Source organism: Nocardia concava NBRC 100430 (assembly GCF_000308815.1).
GTDB lineage: Bacteria > Actinomycetota > Actinomycetes > Mycobacteriales > Mycobacteriaceae > Nocardia > Nocardia concava.
Window position 1 is genome coordinate 38,709 of sequence record NZ_BAFX01000198.1, and the last position, 17,425, is coordinate 56,133.

The 17,425-nt window shown below is 65.2% G+C and carries 15 protein-coding genes and 2 pseudogenes; 12 read left to right on the forward strand and 5 right to left on the reverse strand.

All coding sequences use genetic code 11. The annotated features are described in order from the left end of the window. Positions 1 to 28 precede the first annotated feature (28 nt). From ON43_RS46595 to ON43_RS38865, 3 genes and pseudogenes are all read left to right on the forward strand, one after another. Positions 29 to 118, forward strand: a pseudogene (locus ON43_RS46595) (hypothetical protein); the annotation flags it as partial. A gap of 40 nt (positions 119 to 158) precedes the next feature. Beyond that, positions 159 to 542 (forward strand): annotated as a pseudogene (locus ON43_RS47270) (LysR substrate-binding domain-containing protein); the annotation flags it as partial. Between the two features lie 298 nt (positions 543 to 840). Continuing rightward, a complete protein-coding gene (locus ON43_RS38865; RefSeq protein ID WP_157514385.1) occupies positions 841 to 1,473 on the forward strand; it encodes an esterase/lipase family protein in 633 nt (210 codons plus the stop codon). A gap of 205 nt (positions 1,474 to 1,678) precedes the next feature. On the opposite strand, the gene ON43_RS45330 is transcribed toward ON43_RS38865, so the two are convergent. Continuing rightward, positions 1,679 to 2,620 carry a helix-turn-helix transcriptional regulator gene (locus ON43_RS45330; RefSeq protein WP_051179957.1) on the reverse strand — a complete coding sequence of 314 codons (942 nt, stop codon included), beginning with the start codon at positions 2,618 to 2,620 and terminating at the stop codon, positions 1,679 to 1,681. 549 nt (positions 2,621 to 3,169) lie between these two features. Between ON43_RS45330 and ON43_RS38875 the strand changes: the two genes are divergently transcribed. Continuing rightward, positions 3,170 to 4,363, forward strand: a complete 1,194-nt coding sequence (locus ON43_RS38875) for a TDT family transporter (RefSeq protein ID WP_083914190.1) — start codon at positions 3,170 to 3,172, stop codon at positions 4,361 to 4,363. Positions 4,364 to 4,631: 268 nt separating this feature from the next. On the opposite strand, the gene ON43_RS45335 is transcribed toward ON43_RS38875, so the two are convergent. Next, a complete protein-coding gene (locus ON43_RS45335; protein ID WP_157514386.1) occupies positions 4,632 to 4,799 on the reverse strand; it encodes a hypothetical protein in 168 nt (55 codons plus the stop codon). Positions 4,800 to 5,299: 500 nt separating this feature from the next. Between ON43_RS45335 and ON43_RS38880 the strand changes: the two genes are divergently transcribed. From ON43_RS38880 to ON43_RS38900, 5 genes are all read left to right on the forward strand, one after another. After that, positions 5,300 to 5,500, forward strand: coding sequence for a DUF5988 family protein (locus ON43_RS38880; RefSeq protein WP_040815718.1), 201 nt, complete (start codon positions 5,300 to 5,302; stop codon positions 5,498 to 5,500). A gap of 91 nt (positions 5,501 to 5,591) precedes the next feature. Continuing rightward, positions 5,592 to 6,347, forward strand: a complete 756-nt coding sequence (locus tag ON43_RS38885) for a prolipoprotein diacylglyceryl transferase (protein ID WP_040815719.1) — start codon at positions 5,592 to 5,594, stop codon at positions 6,345 to 6,347. Beyond that, complete coding sequence (locus ON43_RS38890; RefSeq protein ID WP_157514387.1) at positions 6,344 to 6,712, forward strand: hypothetical protein; 369 nt, start codon at positions 6,344 to 6,346, stop codon at positions 6,710 to 6,712. The genes ON43_RS38885 and ON43_RS38890 overlap by 4 nt, the downstream gene beginning before the upstream one ends. Positions 6,713 to 6,729: 17 nt before the next feature. Continuing rightward, complete coding sequence (locus tag ON43_RS38895) at positions 6,730 to 8,283, forward strand: radical SAM protein (RefSeq protein ID WP_040815720.1); 1,554 nt, start codon at positions 6,730 to 6,732, stop codon at positions 8,281 to 8,283. Next, positions 8,280 to 8,570: a hypothetical protein gene (locus tag ON43_RS38900; RefSeq protein WP_040815721.1), complete on the forward strand. Its 291-nt coding sequence runs from the start codon at positions 8,280 to 8,282 to the stop codon at positions 8,568 to 8,570. The genes ON43_RS38895 and ON43_RS38900 overlap by 4 nt, the downstream gene beginning before the upstream one ends. A 158-nt stretch (positions 8,571 to 8,728) precedes the next feature. Here the strand turns inward: ON43_RS38900 and ON43_RS38905 are convergent, their stop codons facing one another. Then, entirely contained in the window at positions 8,729 to 8,911 is a 183-nt protein-coding gene (locus tag ON43_RS38905; protein ID WP_040815722.1) for a hypothetical protein, read from the reverse strand. Positions 8,912 to 8,988: 77 nt separating this feature from the next. Between ON43_RS38905 and ON43_RS38910 the strand changes: the two genes are divergently transcribed. Further along, the gene (locus tag ON43_RS38910) at positions 8,989 to 12,588 is read left to right on the forward strand and encodes a HEAT repeat domain-containing protein (protein WP_167333500.1); all 3,600 of its coding nucleotides are present in this window, start codon (positions 8,989 to 8,991) and stop codon (positions 12,586 to 12,588) included. Positions 12,589 to 13,010: 422 nt separating this feature from the next. On the opposite strand, the gene ON43_RS38915 is transcribed toward ON43_RS38910, so the two are convergent. After that, the gene (locus ON43_RS38915; protein WP_040815724.1) at positions 13,011 to 13,754 is read right to left on the reverse strand and encodes a TetR/AcrR family transcriptional regulator; all 744 of its coding nucleotides are present in this window, start codon (positions 13,752 to 13,754) and stop codon (positions 13,011 to 13,013) included. A 132-nt stretch (positions 13,755 to 13,886) separates the two neighbouring features. Between ON43_RS38915 and ON43_RS38920 the strand changes: the two genes are divergently transcribed. Then, entirely contained in the window at positions 13,887 to 15,086 is a 1,200-nt protein-coding gene (locus tag ON43_RS38920) for a DUF418 domain-containing protein (protein ID WP_040815756.1), read from the forward strand. A gap of 82 nt (positions 15,087 to 15,168) precedes the next feature. Here the strand turns inward: ON43_RS38920 and ON43_RS38925 are convergent, their stop codons facing one another. After that, positions 15,169 to 15,837, reverse strand: coding sequence for a MerR family transcriptional regulator (locus tag ON43_RS38925; RefSeq protein ID WP_245569000.1), 669 nt, complete (start codon positions 15,835 to 15,837; stop codon positions 15,169 to 15,171). A gap of 185 nt (positions 15,838 to 16,022) precedes the next feature. Here ON43_RS38925 and ON43_RS38930 point away from each other — a divergent pair. Beyond that, positions 16,023 to 17,425, forward strand: a 1,403-nt coding sequence (locus ON43_RS38930) for an amino acid permease (protein WP_040815726.1), incomplete at its 3' end; no start/stop codon positions are given.

Below are 17,425 nucleotides of genomic sequence, written 5' to 3' on the forward strand. Positions count from 1 at the left end.
CGATACGTTGTGCGAGTGAGGGTTTCGCATGGACCTGAACGCTGTACGCACCTTCGTCACCGCCGTCGACGAAGGCCAGTCCCAGGAAGCTGCCGCAGCGCTGTCGATCACGCAGCAGGCGGTCTCCAAGCGCATCGCGACGCTGGAGAGATATTTGGATGTGTGTTTGTTCGCCCGCCCGCGGCTCCCAGCTCACAATCGATGGCCAGGCATTTCCACCTCGTGCCAGGGAGCTGGTCCGGGTCGCAGAGCGCGTCGGCGCTTCCGTGCGCCCTGGCCGCCGCGCACTACGTGTCGACATCGTCGCCCGGCGCGTCGTAACAGCCGTGGTACTACAGGAGTTCCACCGCGCGCATCCCGACATCGAGTTGGACCTCGTCACCCTCGAAGCCGACGTCGACGCCGCGATCGCCGCTGTCGACGCGGGAACAATCGATGCGACCTTTCACGCCGTCCCCCCGCAGCGACATCCCCCCACGGCGATCCGCGCTGCCCGAGTGATCGACGAACCGCACCAACTGCTCCTCGGTCCCCGCCACCCGCTCGCCAACGCCCGCACCGTCACACCGACGCAGCTGGTCGGCCACCGAATCTGCATGCCCGGCCTCGCCGACCGTGGCGAAGTCACCGGCTACTACACCGAACTCACCGCCACATTCGGGTTCACCATCGATGTCCTCGGCCCCATCTTTGCGAAAGAGCACGGCACCTGGGGCAACCAGAACTCCTGGAACGATCTGTCGCCGCGGCTGAAGGCCCTCGGCTACTGCGTCTTCTCACTCAACTACGGCAAGGACACCTCGAGCCTGATGGGCGCCCGGCCGGGTTCGTTCGGCAACGGTGACATTCGAAGGTCCGCCAAGGAACTCGCGACGTTCGTCGACCGCGTGCGCCGCCACGGGCTCGGCCCAGGTCGATATCGTCGGACATTCCCAGGGCGGCACCATGGCTCGGCAGTTTCTGAAGTTCGAGGGTGGATCGAGCGCGGTCGGCGAACTCGTGACCATCGCCGCCACCAACCACGGCACGACCATGGACGGACTGGGTGCGCTCGCGGCCGGTAGCTCCTCGGGTTCGGCGGGCAGCTCCTCCGGTTCGGCCGGGAGCTCGTCCGGTTCCGCGGGCTCCTCGGGTTCCGCCGGTGCTCCCGCCGCCTGGGTGGTCGGACTGGCCGCCGTGCAGCAACTGAATGGCAGCGACTTCATCACCCGATTGAACGCCGACGGCGATACCATGCCCGGAATCGACCACACGGTGGTCGCGACACGCGTGGACAAGACCTCGACGCCTCCGGAGGCGACATTCCTCGAGCAGGGGCCCGGATCGATTGTGAAGAACCTTTGGGTTCAGGACATTTGCGCGAACGACACCTTCGAACACGGCAAACTGCCGCAGTCGCCCGCAGTCGCGTACATCGTCGAACAAGCGCACGATCCGTCCTACCCGGGCCCGGGACCGGCGTGCACCCGCTGACCCGGCCACATGCCGATCGGGGTGGGTAGGGTCGGCAAGCGCTGAGCCTTTCGACTCGCCCTTCCTGCGAGCGGGATTGCGAGTCTCTGCCCATGCGAACACTTTCCAGTCCACCCGAGTCGAGGCAATCAACCCGGCGGAAACGGAATTCGGCGGTGCGCTCCCGCCGCGCCAGGGGGAACTCGTGCTGACGAATCATCGATGCTCAGGTCCGGAGAGTGCGGCTCGGTTGGACGCCGTAGACCTCGCGGTACCACGCCGCGAAGCGAGCCTGGTGGGTGAAGCCCCATTGCTCTGCGATCGACCGCACGGTGGCCCCTTGGGTGGGGTCGCTCGTTTGCAGGTCACGGTGGGCGTTCTCGAGTCTGACCCGGCGCAGATAGGCCAGCGGGGTGGTGTGGAGGTGGCGGCGGAACGCCGCTTGCAATGCTCTGGGGGTCACGCGCGCGTGCTCGGCGATCCGGGCCAGTGTGACCGGCTCCGCCGCGTGACCATCGATGAAATCCACCGCGCGACGCACCACTGCGGGTGCGGCGGGGGCGGGCTCGGACAGATATGCCACGGTCATCGTGGTGTTCGGGAAAGTGGTCAGTAGCGTTGCGGCGGTCAATCGCTTGAGTCCCTGCAAGACAAGTGGATTGATGGCCTTCACGCCGGAGGCGACCAGCTGCCGGTGTAAGTAGGCGCAGTGGTTGTTCCAGAAGGTTTGTGTCCCGGCCACCGGTGTCAGAGCGTGAAAGCGTAAGCGGCCGCCGCTCATATCGCACAGGTCCGCGGCGTGTTCACCGAGTTGTGCCAAGGGGAGCCGAACCAACGCGTACACCATGTCGTGCATGTCGGCGGACCATGTCGAATGCGCCGGCACCAGAATGGGATTCCCGGAGACGACCGGCAGATCCTGACCGGCAACGTTGATGCGCCCTCGACCGACGACGAGCTGTGCCGCGAGCAAGGAATCGGACGGCTCTCCGTCGGCCTGGTAGCCGATACCCGAGAACCGCAGCAGATCCGCGCCGAGACCCTCCGCAGTCACCGATCGAACCTCGACGTGAATTCGTTCGGGTGAGGTCACGGTGATCTTCGCGTGATGGTCGACCACGAGGCTCTTGACCACGAGCACCGCGTCCTCGGTTTCCGTGGTTCTCATGTCGAGCCGCTCGATCGGTACAACCCCTGAGCCGACCACAGCATCTCCCTCGGTAGTCGGCTCCGGTGGAGTCGGCATGTGCTGTCCGTGCATCCCATGGTATCCACTCCGCGAAGTGGAGGGCCGGATAGCGAAACACTCTCGCCCAACTCCTTTCAGGGTGTGAATCGGCTGCCGCAGAATGGAATTCACCGTCAGTCCGGTCACTGCAACGATGCTTCCGGTCAGGCGGTGGTCCTGTCCGTGACCGAGCGACGGCTCACGGGCCGCTTCCTGCACTCGGCGCCCACGGCGAGCGCAGGTCGGCGGTGCATCGTCCAAGTCCCCGGATGCGCCGCCAGAGCCGCACCGGCGCCGCCGCGAGCACCGAAGCACCTGACGTGCGGACCGTGGCGCCGGTGCAGCTTCACAGGTCGACGCTTGGTGGCGGTCGGACACGACGTTCATGGCATCCCCGACACCTGGAGGATCGACTCGGGAAGGTGAACACGTCGCGGGCTCGCGCGTTCGCTCACCGGTTCTCCCCGGTTCGGCTGCTTGACTGGCACCATGGACAGCACTCGCGAGAGCGGCCCGACAACGCGGCGTCGGTTGTTGTCTGCGCTGGAGTCGCCAGGGCAGGTGTTCGGTCATCTGGGCCCCAACTGGTTCGCGCCCGTCATGGGAACCGGCATCATCGCGAACGCGGCAGCCACACTGCCGGTGCGAATCCCGGGATTGCTGGTGTTCGCTCGAGTGGTGTGGATGCTCGCCACGGTGATGTTGGCGGCGGTCGTCTTCGCGGTGGCGGTGCATTGGATCCGACATTCGGCGGTGGCGCGCGGCCATCTGCACAATCCGCAGATGGCGCATTTCTATGGTGCCGCGCCCATGGCGCTACTCACCGTCGGTGCCGGTGGGTTGCTGGTCGGGCAACCGATCCTCGGTGCGGACATGGCGGTGGTGCTCGACTGGATACTGTGGACCGCGGGCACCGCGGGGGGCCTGTTCACGGCGGTCATGGTCCCGTACGTGATGTTCACCCAGCACAGTGTCGAGTCCGACGGTGCGTTCGGTGGGTGGCTGATGCCGGTTGTGCCGCCGATGGTGTCGGCCGCGACGGGTGCGCTGCTGATCCCTCATCTGAAGCCTGGCTCCGGCCGCGCGACACTGCTGTACGGTTGCTATGCGATGTTCGGACTGTCGTTGTTCGCCTCGATCATCATCATCACGATGATCTGGAGTCGCCTCACGCACTTCGGGAGCTCCGGAACCGCACGCGTGCCCACACTCTGGATCGTGCTCGGCCCCCTCGGCCAATCCATCACGGCCGCAGGCTTACTCGGGAACAACGCACACCTCGCGGCCACGCCCGACGTCGCCGACGGAATGCGGGTGTTCGCCGTTGTTTTCGGAACTCCGGTCTGGGGATTCGCGGTCCTGTGGATCGCTCTTGCGACCGCGCTCACTCTCCGAACCGTCAGAGCGGGAATGCCTTTCGCGCTGACCTGGTGGAGCCTGACCTTCCCCGTCGGCACCTTCGTGACCGGCACCGCGCAATTGGCCGTACACACCGACCTGCCCGCGTTCCGGGTCGCCGCCGTCGCCGCGTTCGCGGGCCTGCTGTTCACCTGGTGCCTGGTCACGGCCCGAACCACCATGGGCGGGATCCAGGGAAACCTCTTTCTGCCCCCGCCGACCACAGCTCCGATCAAGGCCGGCAAAGCGCCCACCCGCCGCGACACCGAGAGCTCGGATTCCTGAGACATCCCGTTCCGCCGAAAACGTGTATTCCACAAAGATATTCGCGCTCGAGCCCCGAGAAAGGTGTCGTCGTTTGAACGAACCCGATTTGATCGCCTTCGTGCGCGCCTACCGTCCGCACGCTCCGAACTCCGGACCGTTGCCGACCATGGTGTTCGCACACGGGCGGTTTCGAGTGGCGACTGACCACTAGCGGTTGCCATGAGATTGCTCTGGCGCGAAATTCGATTCACGACTCGGCGTGTCGACACGCTGACTCGGTGAGTGGTTACTGCGGTCCTTGGTGACGGCCACCGGGTGCGCGCATGGGTGTGCCCCGTTCGCGGAGTGCGTCGCGGATGGTGCTGGCGGGGAATCCGGTGAGGCGGCTGCAGCTGGCCAGTGAGTGGCCGACGAGGTAGAGCCGTTCGGCATTGTCGATGTCGTTGGCGGGCATCGACTGGAACCGTCTTGGGACGTCGCGCTTGTTCAGTAGTCCGAGGACTGCCGTCTTGGCGATGCCGAAGCGTGTCGCGAGCTGTGCGGTGGAGGTGCCTTTGCGGTACGCGCTAATGAGCTCGTCGACGGTGGCCGGGCCGAGGCGCCGTTCGATTCTGCGAGGCGTTGGAGGGCGGTCTGCCCGCGGCTTTTGGCGTTGGCGGGGGAGTGCTGAGGGCTTTCGGGCTTCGATTCTGGCCTGGGTGGTTTCGAGTTTCTGCAGGTCAGCGCGTTTTGAATAACGCCCAGCTAGGTCCACAACACAGCGAAGCCGCAGGCCGGAAGGCCTGCGGCTTCACTGTGGTGAGGAGGCCATCCTGGAGCCGTTCCAGAGCCACACGTTCGGCATTGAACTCTGTGCCGAGGTCCGCGTCAGGGTCACCGCGTCGTAGGCAGGGTGTCGTCGCATGATCCGGTGAATACCCGGTCGGCGAGGACACCTCGAGTGATGATGTGGTCATGTCAGTGAAAGCGTTTCTCGAAGGCGGCCCCGAGGATCTGCCCAGCCGCATCGTTCCGGTAGAGCCGCCGGGCCCCGAGATCAAGATTGCCTACCGCAATGGGTACGAGCACTTCGCGCTTACACCGCGGCAGGCGGAGACCGCGGAAGGCCCACTGCCCGTCTATCAGTGGTTCGAACGGACCAAGATCGCCGAGTGAACCGGGGCGGTTCGGGTTACTTGTTTGCCGCGTGTAGTTGATCGGCGCGGTCGCGGGACGATCGTGAGGTGGGCTGGTTACGCTCGGGGCCATGCTGCCAGAGTTGGCCTTCGGGATACCGACGCATGGGTTCTTCGTTGCGCTCGGGGTTTCGGTGGCGGCGGTGGTGTTCTTTTTGGAATGTCGGCGGCGGAATGCTCCGGCTGAGCAGTCGCTGGTTGCGGTGACCGGGGCGCTGGTCGGTGGGGCGATCGGGATGCGGTTGTCGAGTATCACCGAGACCCTGGATCCGTATGAGAGTTGGATGTTCGGGGCTCGCAGTGTGCTCGGCGGGCTGTTGGGTGCGTATGTCGGGGTGTTGGTCGCCAAGAGGATCATTGGGTACAAGGAGCGCACGGGGGATTTGTTCGCGCCGGCGGTGGCGTTGGGGATGGCGGTGGGGCGCATTGGATGTCATCTGACCGAGGCTCCGGGGCGGCCGACGAGGCTGCCGTGGGGTGTGCACGCGCCCGCGACCATTCCGCAATGTCCGGGCTGTGTGAGTGGGGTGGCCATGCATCCCAGCTTCATCTACGAGATCGTCTTCCAATTGCTGGCTTTCGTCGCGCTGCTGTGGTTGCGCACTCGTGTCACCGCCCCCGGCGAACTGTTCACCCTGTATGTTGCGGCTTACGCCTATTTCCGGTTCGCGGTCGAGTTCACGCGCGCCAATGAGACCGTGCTGCTGGATCTGACTCGGCCGCAATGGTTTCTGCTGCCGGGTCTGGTGCTGGCGGCGGTGCGGCTCGGGATCGGCTACCGGCGCGGCACCTATGACGGGATCCTGGGACGAAAGGTTGCCGTATGAGTATGAATCCGCCGCCGTATCAGCCTTATCCGCCGCCGCCACCCAGCGGCGGCAATGGCGGCACGGTCGTCGGCATGGCTATTGTCGGCTCGCTGGTGTTCATTGTCCTCAACGCGATACTCGGTGTCGTGGTGGTGCTCCTGGCGAGCTCGGCCGGGTCGTCCGGTTCCGGGGGTCAGGCGGCGGTGTTGGCAACCGGTGCCGTGGCGAGTGCGGCGTCGGCCTTCATCGGTGGGATTCTCATGGCCCGCAGTAAGAACGCGGTGGTCCGCGGATTGGGCATCGGCTTGATGATCGGCTGGGCGCTGGTCACGGTGTGCACGGTGGGGTTCTGCACCGGAGTCAATCCGGCACTGTACAAGTAGGGGAGTTCGTGAACGGTATGCCGCTGCGCGGGGATCGAATCCTGCGCTATGTCAATGCATTCTGCCCACACTGCCACGACGAATCCCCGGAGCGGCCGCTGCACGAGGTGCAGCGGCTCTCGGGCTGGCTGGCCGAACGTGACGGACGGGTCTATCTCGAGCGCGGCTGCGGCCACCACGGCATGGTCCGCACCCTCTACGACGAGGATCCGGAAATCCTTGCCTACCTGGAGGAATGGACCGCCCCCACCAAGGCGCACATACCCGACCTGGCCGGCAATTTCGAACCGGTGCCCGCCGCGTACCTGCACGGACTGCCGGAGATGCAAACCCAGCACACCTGCATCCTGCTCGCCGATATCGCCGATATCTGCAACCTGCGCTGCCCCACCTGCTTCGCCGATTCCGCGCCGGATCTGCGCGGCGTGGTAGCGGTCGAGGAGGTCCTGGCCAATGTCGACCAGCGCCTCGCCCGCGAGAACGGGCGACTGGACGTACTCATGCTCAGCGGCGGCGAACCGACACTGCATCCGGACCTGGAACGGCTCCTCGGCGAGCTCACCGCGCGGCCGATCACTCGGATTCTGATCAATACCAACGGTATTCGCATCGCCCGCGATGACGCACTGCTGGAACTGCTGACCCGGCATCGCGAACGTGTGGAGGTGTATCTGCAATTCGACGGCCTCTCCGAGGACGCATCCCGCCACCACCGCGGCGGTGACCTGCGACGGCTCAAGGCCGACGCGCTGCGCCGCCTGTCCACCGCCGAGATCTTCACGACGCTGGTCATGACCACCGCCCTCGGCGTCAACGACGGCGAGATCGGCGACGTCCTGCGGGTAGCCCTCGACACCCCGTTCGTGGGCGGCGTCTCCATCCAGCCCCAATTCGGTTCGGGCCGTTCCGGACTCATCGACCCTATGGACCGCCTCACGCACACCGGCGTGCTGCGCCGGCTGGGCCCGCAGACCGACGGTCTGGTCACCTGGCGTGATCTGACCGCCCTGCCGTGCTCCCATCCGCACTGCTGCTCGGTCGGATATCTGCTGCGCGACGATGCCGGACAGTGGCGTTCCTTGGTCTCGCTCATCGGGCACGACCGCATGAAGGACCACCTGGGCCTGGTCTCCAATCGGATCGCCGACTCGCAGATCCCCGCCGAATTGCGCCTGGCCGTCAAGGAATCGCTGATGGGGCTGCTCTCGGAACAGTCCTCCCTGTCGCACCCCGAGATCGGCCGGGTGTGGTCGAGCATCTGCGAAAACTGCGACCTGGGCATGTCCACCCTGCTGACCCTGGCCTCCTCCGCCCTGCCGGGACGCAAACGAAAACTGCGAACCCTGCTGGGCGAGCGGGTGGTCCGCGTGACGATCAAACCCTTCATGGATATGTCGACCATGATCGAGGAACGCCTCACCCAGTGCTGCGTCCACGTCGGCACCCGTGCCGACCAGGCCGACCAGTGCGCCCCCTTCTGCGCCGTCCAAGCCTGGCCCGCCCTGGCCCGCCAACGCCTGTCCCTGGCAGTCCCCGCCGAACGCACCCTGCTCCCGGTGGAGGTGCGATGAGTGAATCGCGCGGCGTCTACTACGACGAGGCCGCGCGCCGCCAGGCCGCTGACGCCGCGCGGCCCTACGACCCGCTCAACCTTTGTGTATTCGCGACCGTCGCCCTGCTGACCTGGTTGATCGGCCCGTGGGCGGTAGCCGCCTTCGGGCTCCTCGGCCTGGTCGGCTATACCCGAGCCTGGCGAAAAGGACTGCGCCACAGCAGATGCTGGCTGCGCGACGTACGCCTGGTACTGCTCTACCTCGCGGTGCTGACCGCATCAGGGATCATCGTCGCCCTGTCGTGAGCGAACCGTCGGAGCCTTATCGCTCGCCACGTGCCGACAGGTCCTGGACGGCTGGGTTCATGGTTGTCCATCATTAATCGCCCGTGGCCTGGAACCGCTCGAACAATGCTCGGTTGGCGTCCAAGGTTCGAGGCTCGGACTCGGGGGATCGGAAAGGGTCAGTGGTAGGCGGCGACGGCGGCGAAGTAGAGGCCGAGGGCGGGAACGACAGTGCCGAGGGCGATGAGTGCCGAGGTCGGGAGCGAATGGCCGCTCGACTTCGCCAGGGCCGCAACGACGAACGCGAGGTTGCAGGCCAACGACAGCGCGAGCAGGAGGCCGAGGAGCTGATTAGTGGTCATGGTCTCAACGGTCGGGGATGATGGAGGCTCCCGACCGTTGCGGGACGATCTCGGGAGAATGCGGGAGCAGAGGCCGAATGACAGGTTTGAATCCTGCGCGCGAGGATGCGCGACCGACGGCTGCCCGCGTACTAGGCGGCCTGTTTCGTGAGAAGTTGCGCCAGTCCGACGTTCGCAATCAAGCCGAGTTGGCCAAGGCTTCTTTTTGCAGCAAATCGAGCGTGTCGGCCCTGCTGAACGCCGAGCGGCCGGTTTCGTGGGAGCTCGTCGAGAAGATGGCGAAGGCGCTCGATAAGTCGGATGAATGGATCGAAGATGTTGCGCTCCACTGGAAGAATGCCGATCGATCATGGGAAACCGAACCGTCTGGATGCAATGCGGATCCATTGTCCAAGGGTGTCGAGGAACCGGTAGCAGCGGACCTGCGAGACGAAATTCAACAGTGGTGTCTCGGCGAGGCTTCCCGACATCGGCGGGCAGTCGCTCTGCTTCCCTACTTGGTGGGACATCCCGATCCGACCGGATTTGATCTGGACGCCGTCACCAGGCTACGGGTGCGGAAGTCGACACCGTATGCCGTCAGCGAATATCTGATTCCGGCCGATCGGGAGCCGGACTCCCGTGAGGGTGTCGGCTATCGGGAACTCGTTGCCGCTCACCGACGCATCCTTCTGGTGGGCGATCCAGGGATGGGCAAGTCCTGGCTACTGCGCATGAATGCCATCCGGCTCGCCTCCGAAGCGGCGGCTCGCGTTGCGGATCCGTCAGTCGCTCTGGAGGAGCTCGTCCTACCCGTTCATGTCCGATGTGACGCATTGGCGGCCGAGTACCGCAGACTCGGCGAGCACGCTACCGAGACGAACCTGTGGAAGGTTGCCACCGTCGCGCTCCGGCGATATGGCTCGGCTCGTTCGTCCCAGTTCTGGGCTTGGCTCGAAGAACATTGCCGTGCAGGCGAAGTGGTCTACCTGTTCGACGCGCTTGACGAGACGCCGGACATCGATCGCGGCAATGTCGAGCGGCCGTTGAACGAGCACGACGCCGCGCACGATCGGATCGTCGTCGCATGCCGCCTTTCCGGCTTCACTCTCGGGGTCTTCGGTTTCCATGAGCGCAAGGAGGCCGAGGTACTGCCGTTCGGACACACAGGTGCGTACCTCGATTCGTGGCAGCTACCCGAGGATCGTCGGCGGCTTCTGGAAGAACGACTCAAGCACACCGCGATTGCGAAAATGGCGCGGATTCCGCTGCTGCTGGCCTTTCTCTGTCATCTCGCCGCCGACCCGGATGAACCGTTGCCCGAAACCCGGACGTTATTGTACGGCCGGATATTGCGTCGGTTCCTGCGTGGGGAACATCGATTGGGTGAGACGGCGGAAGGCAGCCGGCTGCCTCGCGATCCTGTTGCACGTGAGCACGAGTTGCTGGGATTGTTGCGGCCGTTGGCCTTCAGGATCGCGGCGAGCGCCGACGGCTGGCTGGATCGGGTGCCGGAGTCCGTACTCCAGCGGCACCTCGCGGAGCTCGACCGCCCTGCCGGACTCAGCCCGGCCGAGACCCTGCGGGTACTCGCGGTGGAAACCGGAATCTTGGTTCCGGACGGCGATCTCCGTGACGGGCGGCAGCCGCCCTATCTGTTCATTCACCGGACCTTGATGGAATATCTCGTCGCCGAACACATCTCGGCCGATCCCGAATTGATGAAGACGTCCGCGCGTACGCACCTGCACCTAGCCGCGGATTGGCATGAGGTGTGGATACTTGCGGTCGGTCTCGCGCCGGCGCAGACCCTGGATGTGCTGGCGAATCAGCGGCCCGACCTCCTCCATATCGGGTTGGCGACATCGGCGGCAGCCATTGCCGAATTGTCCCCATTGCAGAAATCGGCGATCGAGCCACACATCACTCGTACCTTGGAGATCGCTGCGCGGCTGTTGAAGTCGAGGGCCACGCACCCCCGTGTGCGTGGCTTGTCGATCGATATTCTGGGACTGCTCGGCGAATTCGCGATCGCGGAGCTGCTGGATGTGATAAGCAGCGACGAGCCTCTCGCGTTCGACGTGACCGTAGGAGCAGCGGCCCAGACCGAACTCATCCAGATCGGCGCCCCCGCGGTACCTGCACTGCTACGCGCCGTACGGCAAGATCCAGCGCGGCGTGGTCCGGCATTGGATGTTCTCGGGCGGATCAGCGATCCGTTGGCGGTGCCCGCCTTGCTCGAAGCAGCCGATGATCCTGATCAGGACATCCGCCGCGAAGTTGTCCGTGCGTTGGGACTCATCGGAGATCCCGTCGCCTTGCCGATCCTGCTGAGGGCCATTACGGATAGCGCCATCGGAATACGAGAGGCTGTGGTCAACGCCTTCCACAGGTTCGGTGAAGAGGCAGTCTTGCCGCTGATGGATGCGCTGAAACGACCGGATGTCGACCGCTGCGCGCTGGTCCGAGCCCTCGGTGATACCCGGAGCCCCCTCGCGCTGATCAAACTGACCGCACTGTTGGACAGCTCCGATCGGGCTGTCCGCCGTCAAGCGGTGTGGTCGCTCGGCCGGCTCGAAACACCTTTCGCGGCAGCCGTCTTGGGAGACTGCTTGTCCTGGTGTCCGGCTGACGTTCGACGGATCGCGGTGAAGGTGTTGGCTGAAGCCGGACGTCGTGAGAGTGAGCCGGTGCTTCGAGACTCGTTGACTGATCCAAGTGTGTACGTTCGATACAACGCCGCCTGGGGGCTCGGTAATATCGCCGAGAAAGCAAGCGTCCCGGCACTACGAGCCGCCCTGAGTGATGCTGATCCACGAGTGCAACGCAAGGCCGTGCAAGCGCTCGGCAAGATCAAGGCGACGGTAGTGGCCGACGATCTCATGGCGAAGCTGACGGCGGCTGATGAAGGCGTCAGATGGAGCGCCGCCGATGCCCTCGGCGAAGTAGGCTTCGCCGCCGCGGCTCCCGCGATTATCGCGACTCTGTCCGACGAAAGTCTGCACGTCCGTGCGCGCGGAGTGCGCGCACTGGGCCGGATCGGCGGTTCGGAGGTTGTTGGTCTCTTGACGCCCCTACTTACTGCGAACCATCCGTCGGCCACCCGGTTGGGAGCCATTGAAGCCCTCGCTCGGATCGGCACTCCGATGGCGATCGCCGCACTGCAAACAGTGTCGAGCGATGAGGATCCGACGATTCGCAACGAGTTGGTGCAGGCGCTTGGCGCACAACGCGATCCGGCACTGATACCCGAGCTCGTTACTGCGCTCGCTGACCTCGATACCAGAGTTCGATTCTCAGCCGCTATGTTCCTCGGCCAGATTGCCGACAGGACGTGCCTGCCCGCATTGATGACGATAGCGGCCGGTCCGGACAAGGCGCTCGCCGATAGCGCCGTCGGGATTCTGGGCCAAATCGGCGATCCTTCAGCGGTTCCCGTACTCGCCGATGCTCTGGTATCCGAGTACCGGGAAAGTACCGTCCACAGCTTGAGCAAGATGGGCGATGACGCTGTGGCGCGGGCGCTGTCTCGGTTGATCGGTATGCGGACGTCGCGTTCGCATTCGGCCGCCGTTGATCTGGCCTACGCTCACTTCGATGCCCGAACAGTCGAGCCCGGCAACCGAGACTCGTTGCGTGCGGTTCTGCGCCGCATCACTCGCCTGTCTGACGGTAGGTCAGATGAACGTACGCGGTGACGTGGTTGGAACTTCAAAACAGCGAGGCCACAGGCTAACCGTCACTTTTCTGTACCTGCCCCGAACAGCCGCAGGAACGATTCTTGGATCTTCTGGATCGGGGGGGCACCGAGGCGAGCAGGCAGGGTGTTGACGCGATGTCGTGAATGTTGTGCCGCCGCAACTCGGGTGCATGGCGTGCGACGGTCGCGAAGGCGCTGTCGTCGTACAGCACAGCCAATCCGAGGTGCGCGGCAGTCGCGGCGATGATGAGATCGAGCGCTGAGGCGCTGCGGTGTTCGCCTGCTCGCGACATCCGTTGCCACCCATTAGGTCGACGCCGCATCCAGCGTGGTCGCCTTATCGCGCTTCGTGGCGGTCCTCCTGAACCAAGGCCGGGTAGAACACCTGTGGTCGTCCACCATTCGTCGCCTCGGCGTCGGTCAGGTAGTCGGCAGCTCCGCGGCGACGCCGTTGAGGATTACTTCGAGGCCGAAGGTGAAATCGCTGTCTTCGGCCTCGTCGGGCGGGGATTGGAAGAGTTGGGCAGCGAACAGTTTTGCCGCTTCCGGGAATCGGTTCTGGTCGACTAGTGCTGCCAGCGCTGTGCCGTAGTTCTGGTTGACCTGGGCCGCGTTCAGGCCGGTGTGTTGTCTCGCGTCCGCCAATTGCTGTGTGAGCAGGATCGATTGGCGGACGTGCATGTTGATCAGCATGACGATGCCGACCTTTGTCGCCCAGTCGAGGTCGGTGGCTGCGAGGGGGCGCAGTGCGGCGTCCATCCAGGCGATCGAATGGGGTCCGCGGGGCGGGCCGGTGATCGGTAGCTGCGGCAACCATGGGTGCGTGGTATAGACCGCTCGCAGGGCGCGGGCCCATTGCCGCAATCCGTCACGCCACTGCCCGGGAGTGGTGGTCAGATCCGGGGCGGGTCCGATGGCGTGGTCGGACATCAGCTCGAACAGTTCGGCCTTCGAGCCGACGTGGCGGTACAGCGCCATCTTCGTGAAGCCCAGGGCCGCAGCGACTTTCGCCAGCGACACCGCGCTCAATCCGTCTCGGTCGGCCAGCTCGACCGCGGTGCGCACGACCCGTTCGACGTCGAGCTCCGCCGGGCGCCCGAGCCGCGTCTCGGCCGTTAGTCGCCACAGCCTGCTCAGATCGGCGGGTACCGTCTCGTCGGCCATCGCGGGTGGCGCCTCCTCTGATCTCGGCAGCACCGGGCGGCTGCTCGCCCATGCTAGCCGCGCGTATAGTGTCTTTGGGATAGTATCCGACGGATATTAAATAGTCGCAGTTGAAAAAGATTGGCACTCTTCATGACCGATCAACTGGTTGCCCCGGCGCCCCGGGTGCACGACGTCGACGCCCTGCGCGGCTTCGCGCTGCTGGGCATCTTCCTCGTCAACATCACCTTCATGAGCTCCGGATACCCGGGCAATCTGGTCGTCGACCCGGCCTACACCTCGACCTTCGACGAGATCGTGCGCGGCTTGTCGTCGGTGTTCGTCGATATGAAGTTCTATCTGCTGTTCTCGTTCCTCTTCGGCTACAGCTTCACGTTGCAGATGGACTCCGCGGCCGCGGCCGGGGCCGCTTTCGCACCGCGCATGCTGCGCCGGATCGCGGGTCTGTTCGCAATCGGCGTGCTGCATATCGTGTTTCTGTACGCGGGGGATGTGCTGACCACCTATGCGCTCGCCTGCCTGGTGCTGTTCTGGATGCGGCGCTGCCGGGACCGAACGGCGTTGCGGGTGGCCGCCGTGCTGTACGGCGTCGTGCTGGCGAGTCTGCTGCTGAGCGGATTGTTCCTGGACCCGGCGGCCGTACTGCCCGCGCACGAGACCGCGGTCGCCAATGCCGAACAGTCGACCGCGGCGATGCTGGGCGGCTGGGGCGAGATCGTCGGCCAGCACCTCGACGGACTGTCGCTGCTGATTCTCCAAGCCGTCACCTTGCAGGGCCCGACCGCGCTGGCCATGTTCCTGCTCGGTCTGGTCGCGGGCCGCCGTCGGCTACTCGTGGGTGTGCGCGGCGATGAACCGGTCCTGCGGCGCATCCAATGGTTCGGCTTCCCGATCGGGTTGACGGGCAGCACGGTGTACGCCCTCGGCGGCGGGACCGGGCACGCCCTCGCCGTCGCGGTCAGCGTCGCCACCGCACCGCTGCTCACCGCCGCCTATATCGCGACACTCCTGCGGGTGATGCACAGCCCGCGCACCACCTGGGTCCGCTCGGCACTCGCACCCGCCGGGCGCATCGCCTTGACCAATTACCTGGCCCAATCCGCCCTCGGCCTGCTGATTTTCACCGGGATCGGATTCGGGGCGGCGGGCAGCCTGTCGCCGGTGCAGACCATGGCCCTGGCGGTGTTGATCTTCGCGCTGCAACTCTGCGCGAGCGCGATCTGGTTGCGCCGGTATCGATACGGCCCCGCCGAGTGGCTACTGCGATGGATCACCAACGGCCGCAGACCCAGTTGGCGAACGGTGCCGACCCGGAACCCGATCGCGGGTTGAGGTGAAGATCGTAGGTGCCATTGACTTATGTGCCACCATTTGATGGTCTATAAACATGTGGTGACTCATAGGATCGTGACAGCTAGCGCGGGGCCGAATCCAGATATCGCGTGATGAATTCGTCGACCAGTTCGGCCGCGGCCTGGCCCGGCAGGGCTCGGATCGCCACCGGTGTCGATTCCGCCAGGTCGGCGAACCGGCGGGCGATGTGCTCGCAGGCCGCGCGCATCCGCTCGACCTCGTCGAGTGCGCGGGCGCGCGGGACCCCCGCGCCGACGAGTTGTTCGGTCAGCGCGACCAGGCGCGGATTGCGTTCCCGGTAGGTGGCCACGTCGACGGGCTCGTAGAGGCCGGCGGCGACGATGCGGGCCAGGCCGTTGGGCACCTCGCTGTAGCGTTCGGCCAGGTGGGTGGCCGGAATGCGCCGGGCCGGAGTGCCTTCGCGGCCGGCCAGGCGGGCGGTCTGCTCGGCGCCGGGTTCGGGCGTCTCCTCTACTCCGAGCACATCGCCGAGGTCCTCGCCGCGATCCCAGGCCTCGAGCAATTCGCGGATGCCGTGCAGTTTGATGCCGCGGTCGAGCAGGCGGCTGATCATCTGCAGCCGGTTCACATGCTCCTGGCTGTAGAAACCGGTGCGGCCCTTCAGGTATGGCGGCGGCAGCACTCCGCGCTCGTGGTAGGCGCGCAGGCTGCGCACCGTCATGCCGGTCTCGCGCGCCAGCTCGTCGATCGTGAATTCCGTCTCGGCCACGCCTCCAGGAAACCACATCCGACCGTGGATGCTTCGCGTCCCGCATGGCTTGCCTCGCGTTGCCAAGTTTCAGGTTCGTAAACCTGTCATCACAGCATTGCATGTGCCATCAAACGATGTATATGGTTCACCGCACGATGGTGTGATCGAGGACACCATCTTCCAGCACATGAGAGGTCTCCACTATGGCCACCGTTGAAAGCCGGACGGACGCGCCGGCGTCCGCGCTCGGCATCGAGGCTGAGGATGCGGGCTATCACAAGGCCCTGCGCCCGCGGCAGTTGCAGATGATCGCCATCGGCGGCGCGATCGGCACCGGGCTGTTCCTCGGCGCCGCCGGACGGCTCAAGGTCGCCGGGCCGGGGCTGTTCATCGCTTACGCGGTGTGCGGGATATTCGTGTTCTTCATCCTGCGCGCGCTCGGCGAACTGGTGATGCACCGGCCGTCGTCGGGATCGTTCGTCTCCTACTCCCGTGAGTTCTACGGGGAGAAGCTGGCCTTCGGCGTCGGCTGGATGTACTTCTTCCACTGGTGTATGACCGGCATCGTCGACATCACCGCCATCGCCACGTATGTGCACTACTGGGGCGCGACGAAGGTGATTCCGCAATGGACGATCGCGCTGATCGCGCTGTTGTTCGTGGTCGCGCTGAACATGGTGTCGGTCAAGTGGTTCGGTGAGATGGAGTTCTGGGCCGCCCTGATCAAGGTGGTGGCGTTGGTCAGCTTCCTGGTCGTCGGTCTGGTCTTCCTGCTCGGCCGGTTCAAGGTCGCGGGTGAGGTCACCGGGCCGAGCGTGATCTCCAGCCACGGCGGATTGTTCCCGACCGGGACACTGCCCTTGGTCTTGACCACTACCGGTGTCGTATTCGCTTATGCGGCAGTGGAACTCGTCGGCACGGCGGCGGGCGAGGCCGAGAATCCGGAGAAGATCATGCCCCGGGCGATCAACTCCGTCATCGCCCGCATCGCGCTGTTCTACGTCGGCTCGCTGGTGCTGCTGTCGATGCTGTTGCCGTACACCGCCTTCAAGGCCGGCACCAGTCCGTTCGTGACGTTCTTCAGCAAGCTCGGCATCAACGGCGCGGGCTCGGTGATGAACCTGATCGTGCTGACCGCCGCCTTCTCCAGCCTCAACGCCGGGCTGTACTCGACCGGGCGCATCCTGCGCTCGATGGCCGTCAACGGCAGCGCGCCGTCCGTGGCGGCCCGGATGAGCCGCGGCGGCGTGCCGTACGTGGGAATTCTCGCCACCGCGACCGTCGCCCTGGGCGGTGTCGGTCTCAACGCGCTCGTCCCGGCGAAGGCCTTCGAGATCGTGCTGAACATGTCGGCGCTGGGCACCATCACGGCCTGGGCGGCCATCCTGATCTGCCAGCTGAAGCTGTGGCGCTGGGCCCGCGAAGGCAAGGCCGTACGACCGAAGTTCCGGATGCCGGGCGCGCCCTACACCAACTGGGCGGCACTGCTCTTCCTGGTGGGCGTGCTCGGGTTGATGGCCTTCGGCAAGGACGACACCCAGCGTGGCGCACTGATCGCGATGGTCGTGGTCGTCGTCCCGGTGATGACGATCGGCTGGTTCCTGAC

Bases quoted from the DNA above. Each gene is read 5' to 3' on its own strand.
- ON43_RS45335 (WP_157514386.1), bottom strand. From the start codon at position 4,799: ATGCCCGCCAACGACATCGACAATGCCGAACGGCTCTACCTCGTCGGC.
- ON43_RS38920 (WP_040815756.1), top strand. From the start codon at position 13,887: ATGACCGATCAACTGGTTGCCCCGGCGCCCCGGGTGCACGACGTCGAC.
- ON43_RS38900 (WP_040815721.1), top strand. From the start codon at position 8,280: ATGAGTGAATCGCGCGGCGTCTACTACGACGAGGCCGCGCGCCGCCAG.
- ON43_RS38895 (WP_040815720.1), top strand. From the start codon at position 6,730: ATGCCGCTGCGCGGGGATCGAATCCTGCGCTATGTCAATGCATTCTGC.
- ON43_RS38915 (WP_040815724.1), bottom strand. From the start codon at position 13,754: ATGGCCGACGAGACGGTACCCGCCGATCTGAGCAGGCTGTGGCGACTA.
- ON43_RS38890 (WP_157514387.1), top strand. From the start codon at position 6,344: ATGAGTATGAATCCGCCGCCGTATCAGCCTTATCCGCCGCCGCCACCC.
- ON43_RS38880 (WP_040815718.1), top strand. From the start codon at position 5,300: ATGTCAGTGAAAGCGTTTCTCGAAGGCGGCCCCGAGGATCTGCCCAGC.
- ON43_RS45330 (WP_051179957.1), bottom strand. From the start codon at position 2,620: ATGAGAACCACGGAAACCGAGGACGCGGTGCTCGTGGTCAAGAGCCTC.
- ON43_RS38875 (WP_083914190.1), top strand. From the start codon at position 3,170: ATGGACAGCACTCGCGAGAGCGGCCCGACAACGCGGCGTCGGTTGTTG.
- ON43_RS38905 (WP_040815722.1), bottom strand. From the start codon at position 8,911: ATGACCACTAATCAGCTCCTCGGCCTCCTGCTCGCGCTGTCGTTGGCC.
- ON43_RS38910 (WP_167333500.1), top strand. From the start codon at position 8,989: ATGACAGGTTTGAATCCTGCGCGCGAGGATGCGCGACCGACGGCTGCC.
- ON43_RS38885 (WP_040815719.1), top strand. From the start codon at position 5,592: ATGCTGCCAGAGTTGGCCTTCGGGATACCGACGCATGGGTTCTTCGTT.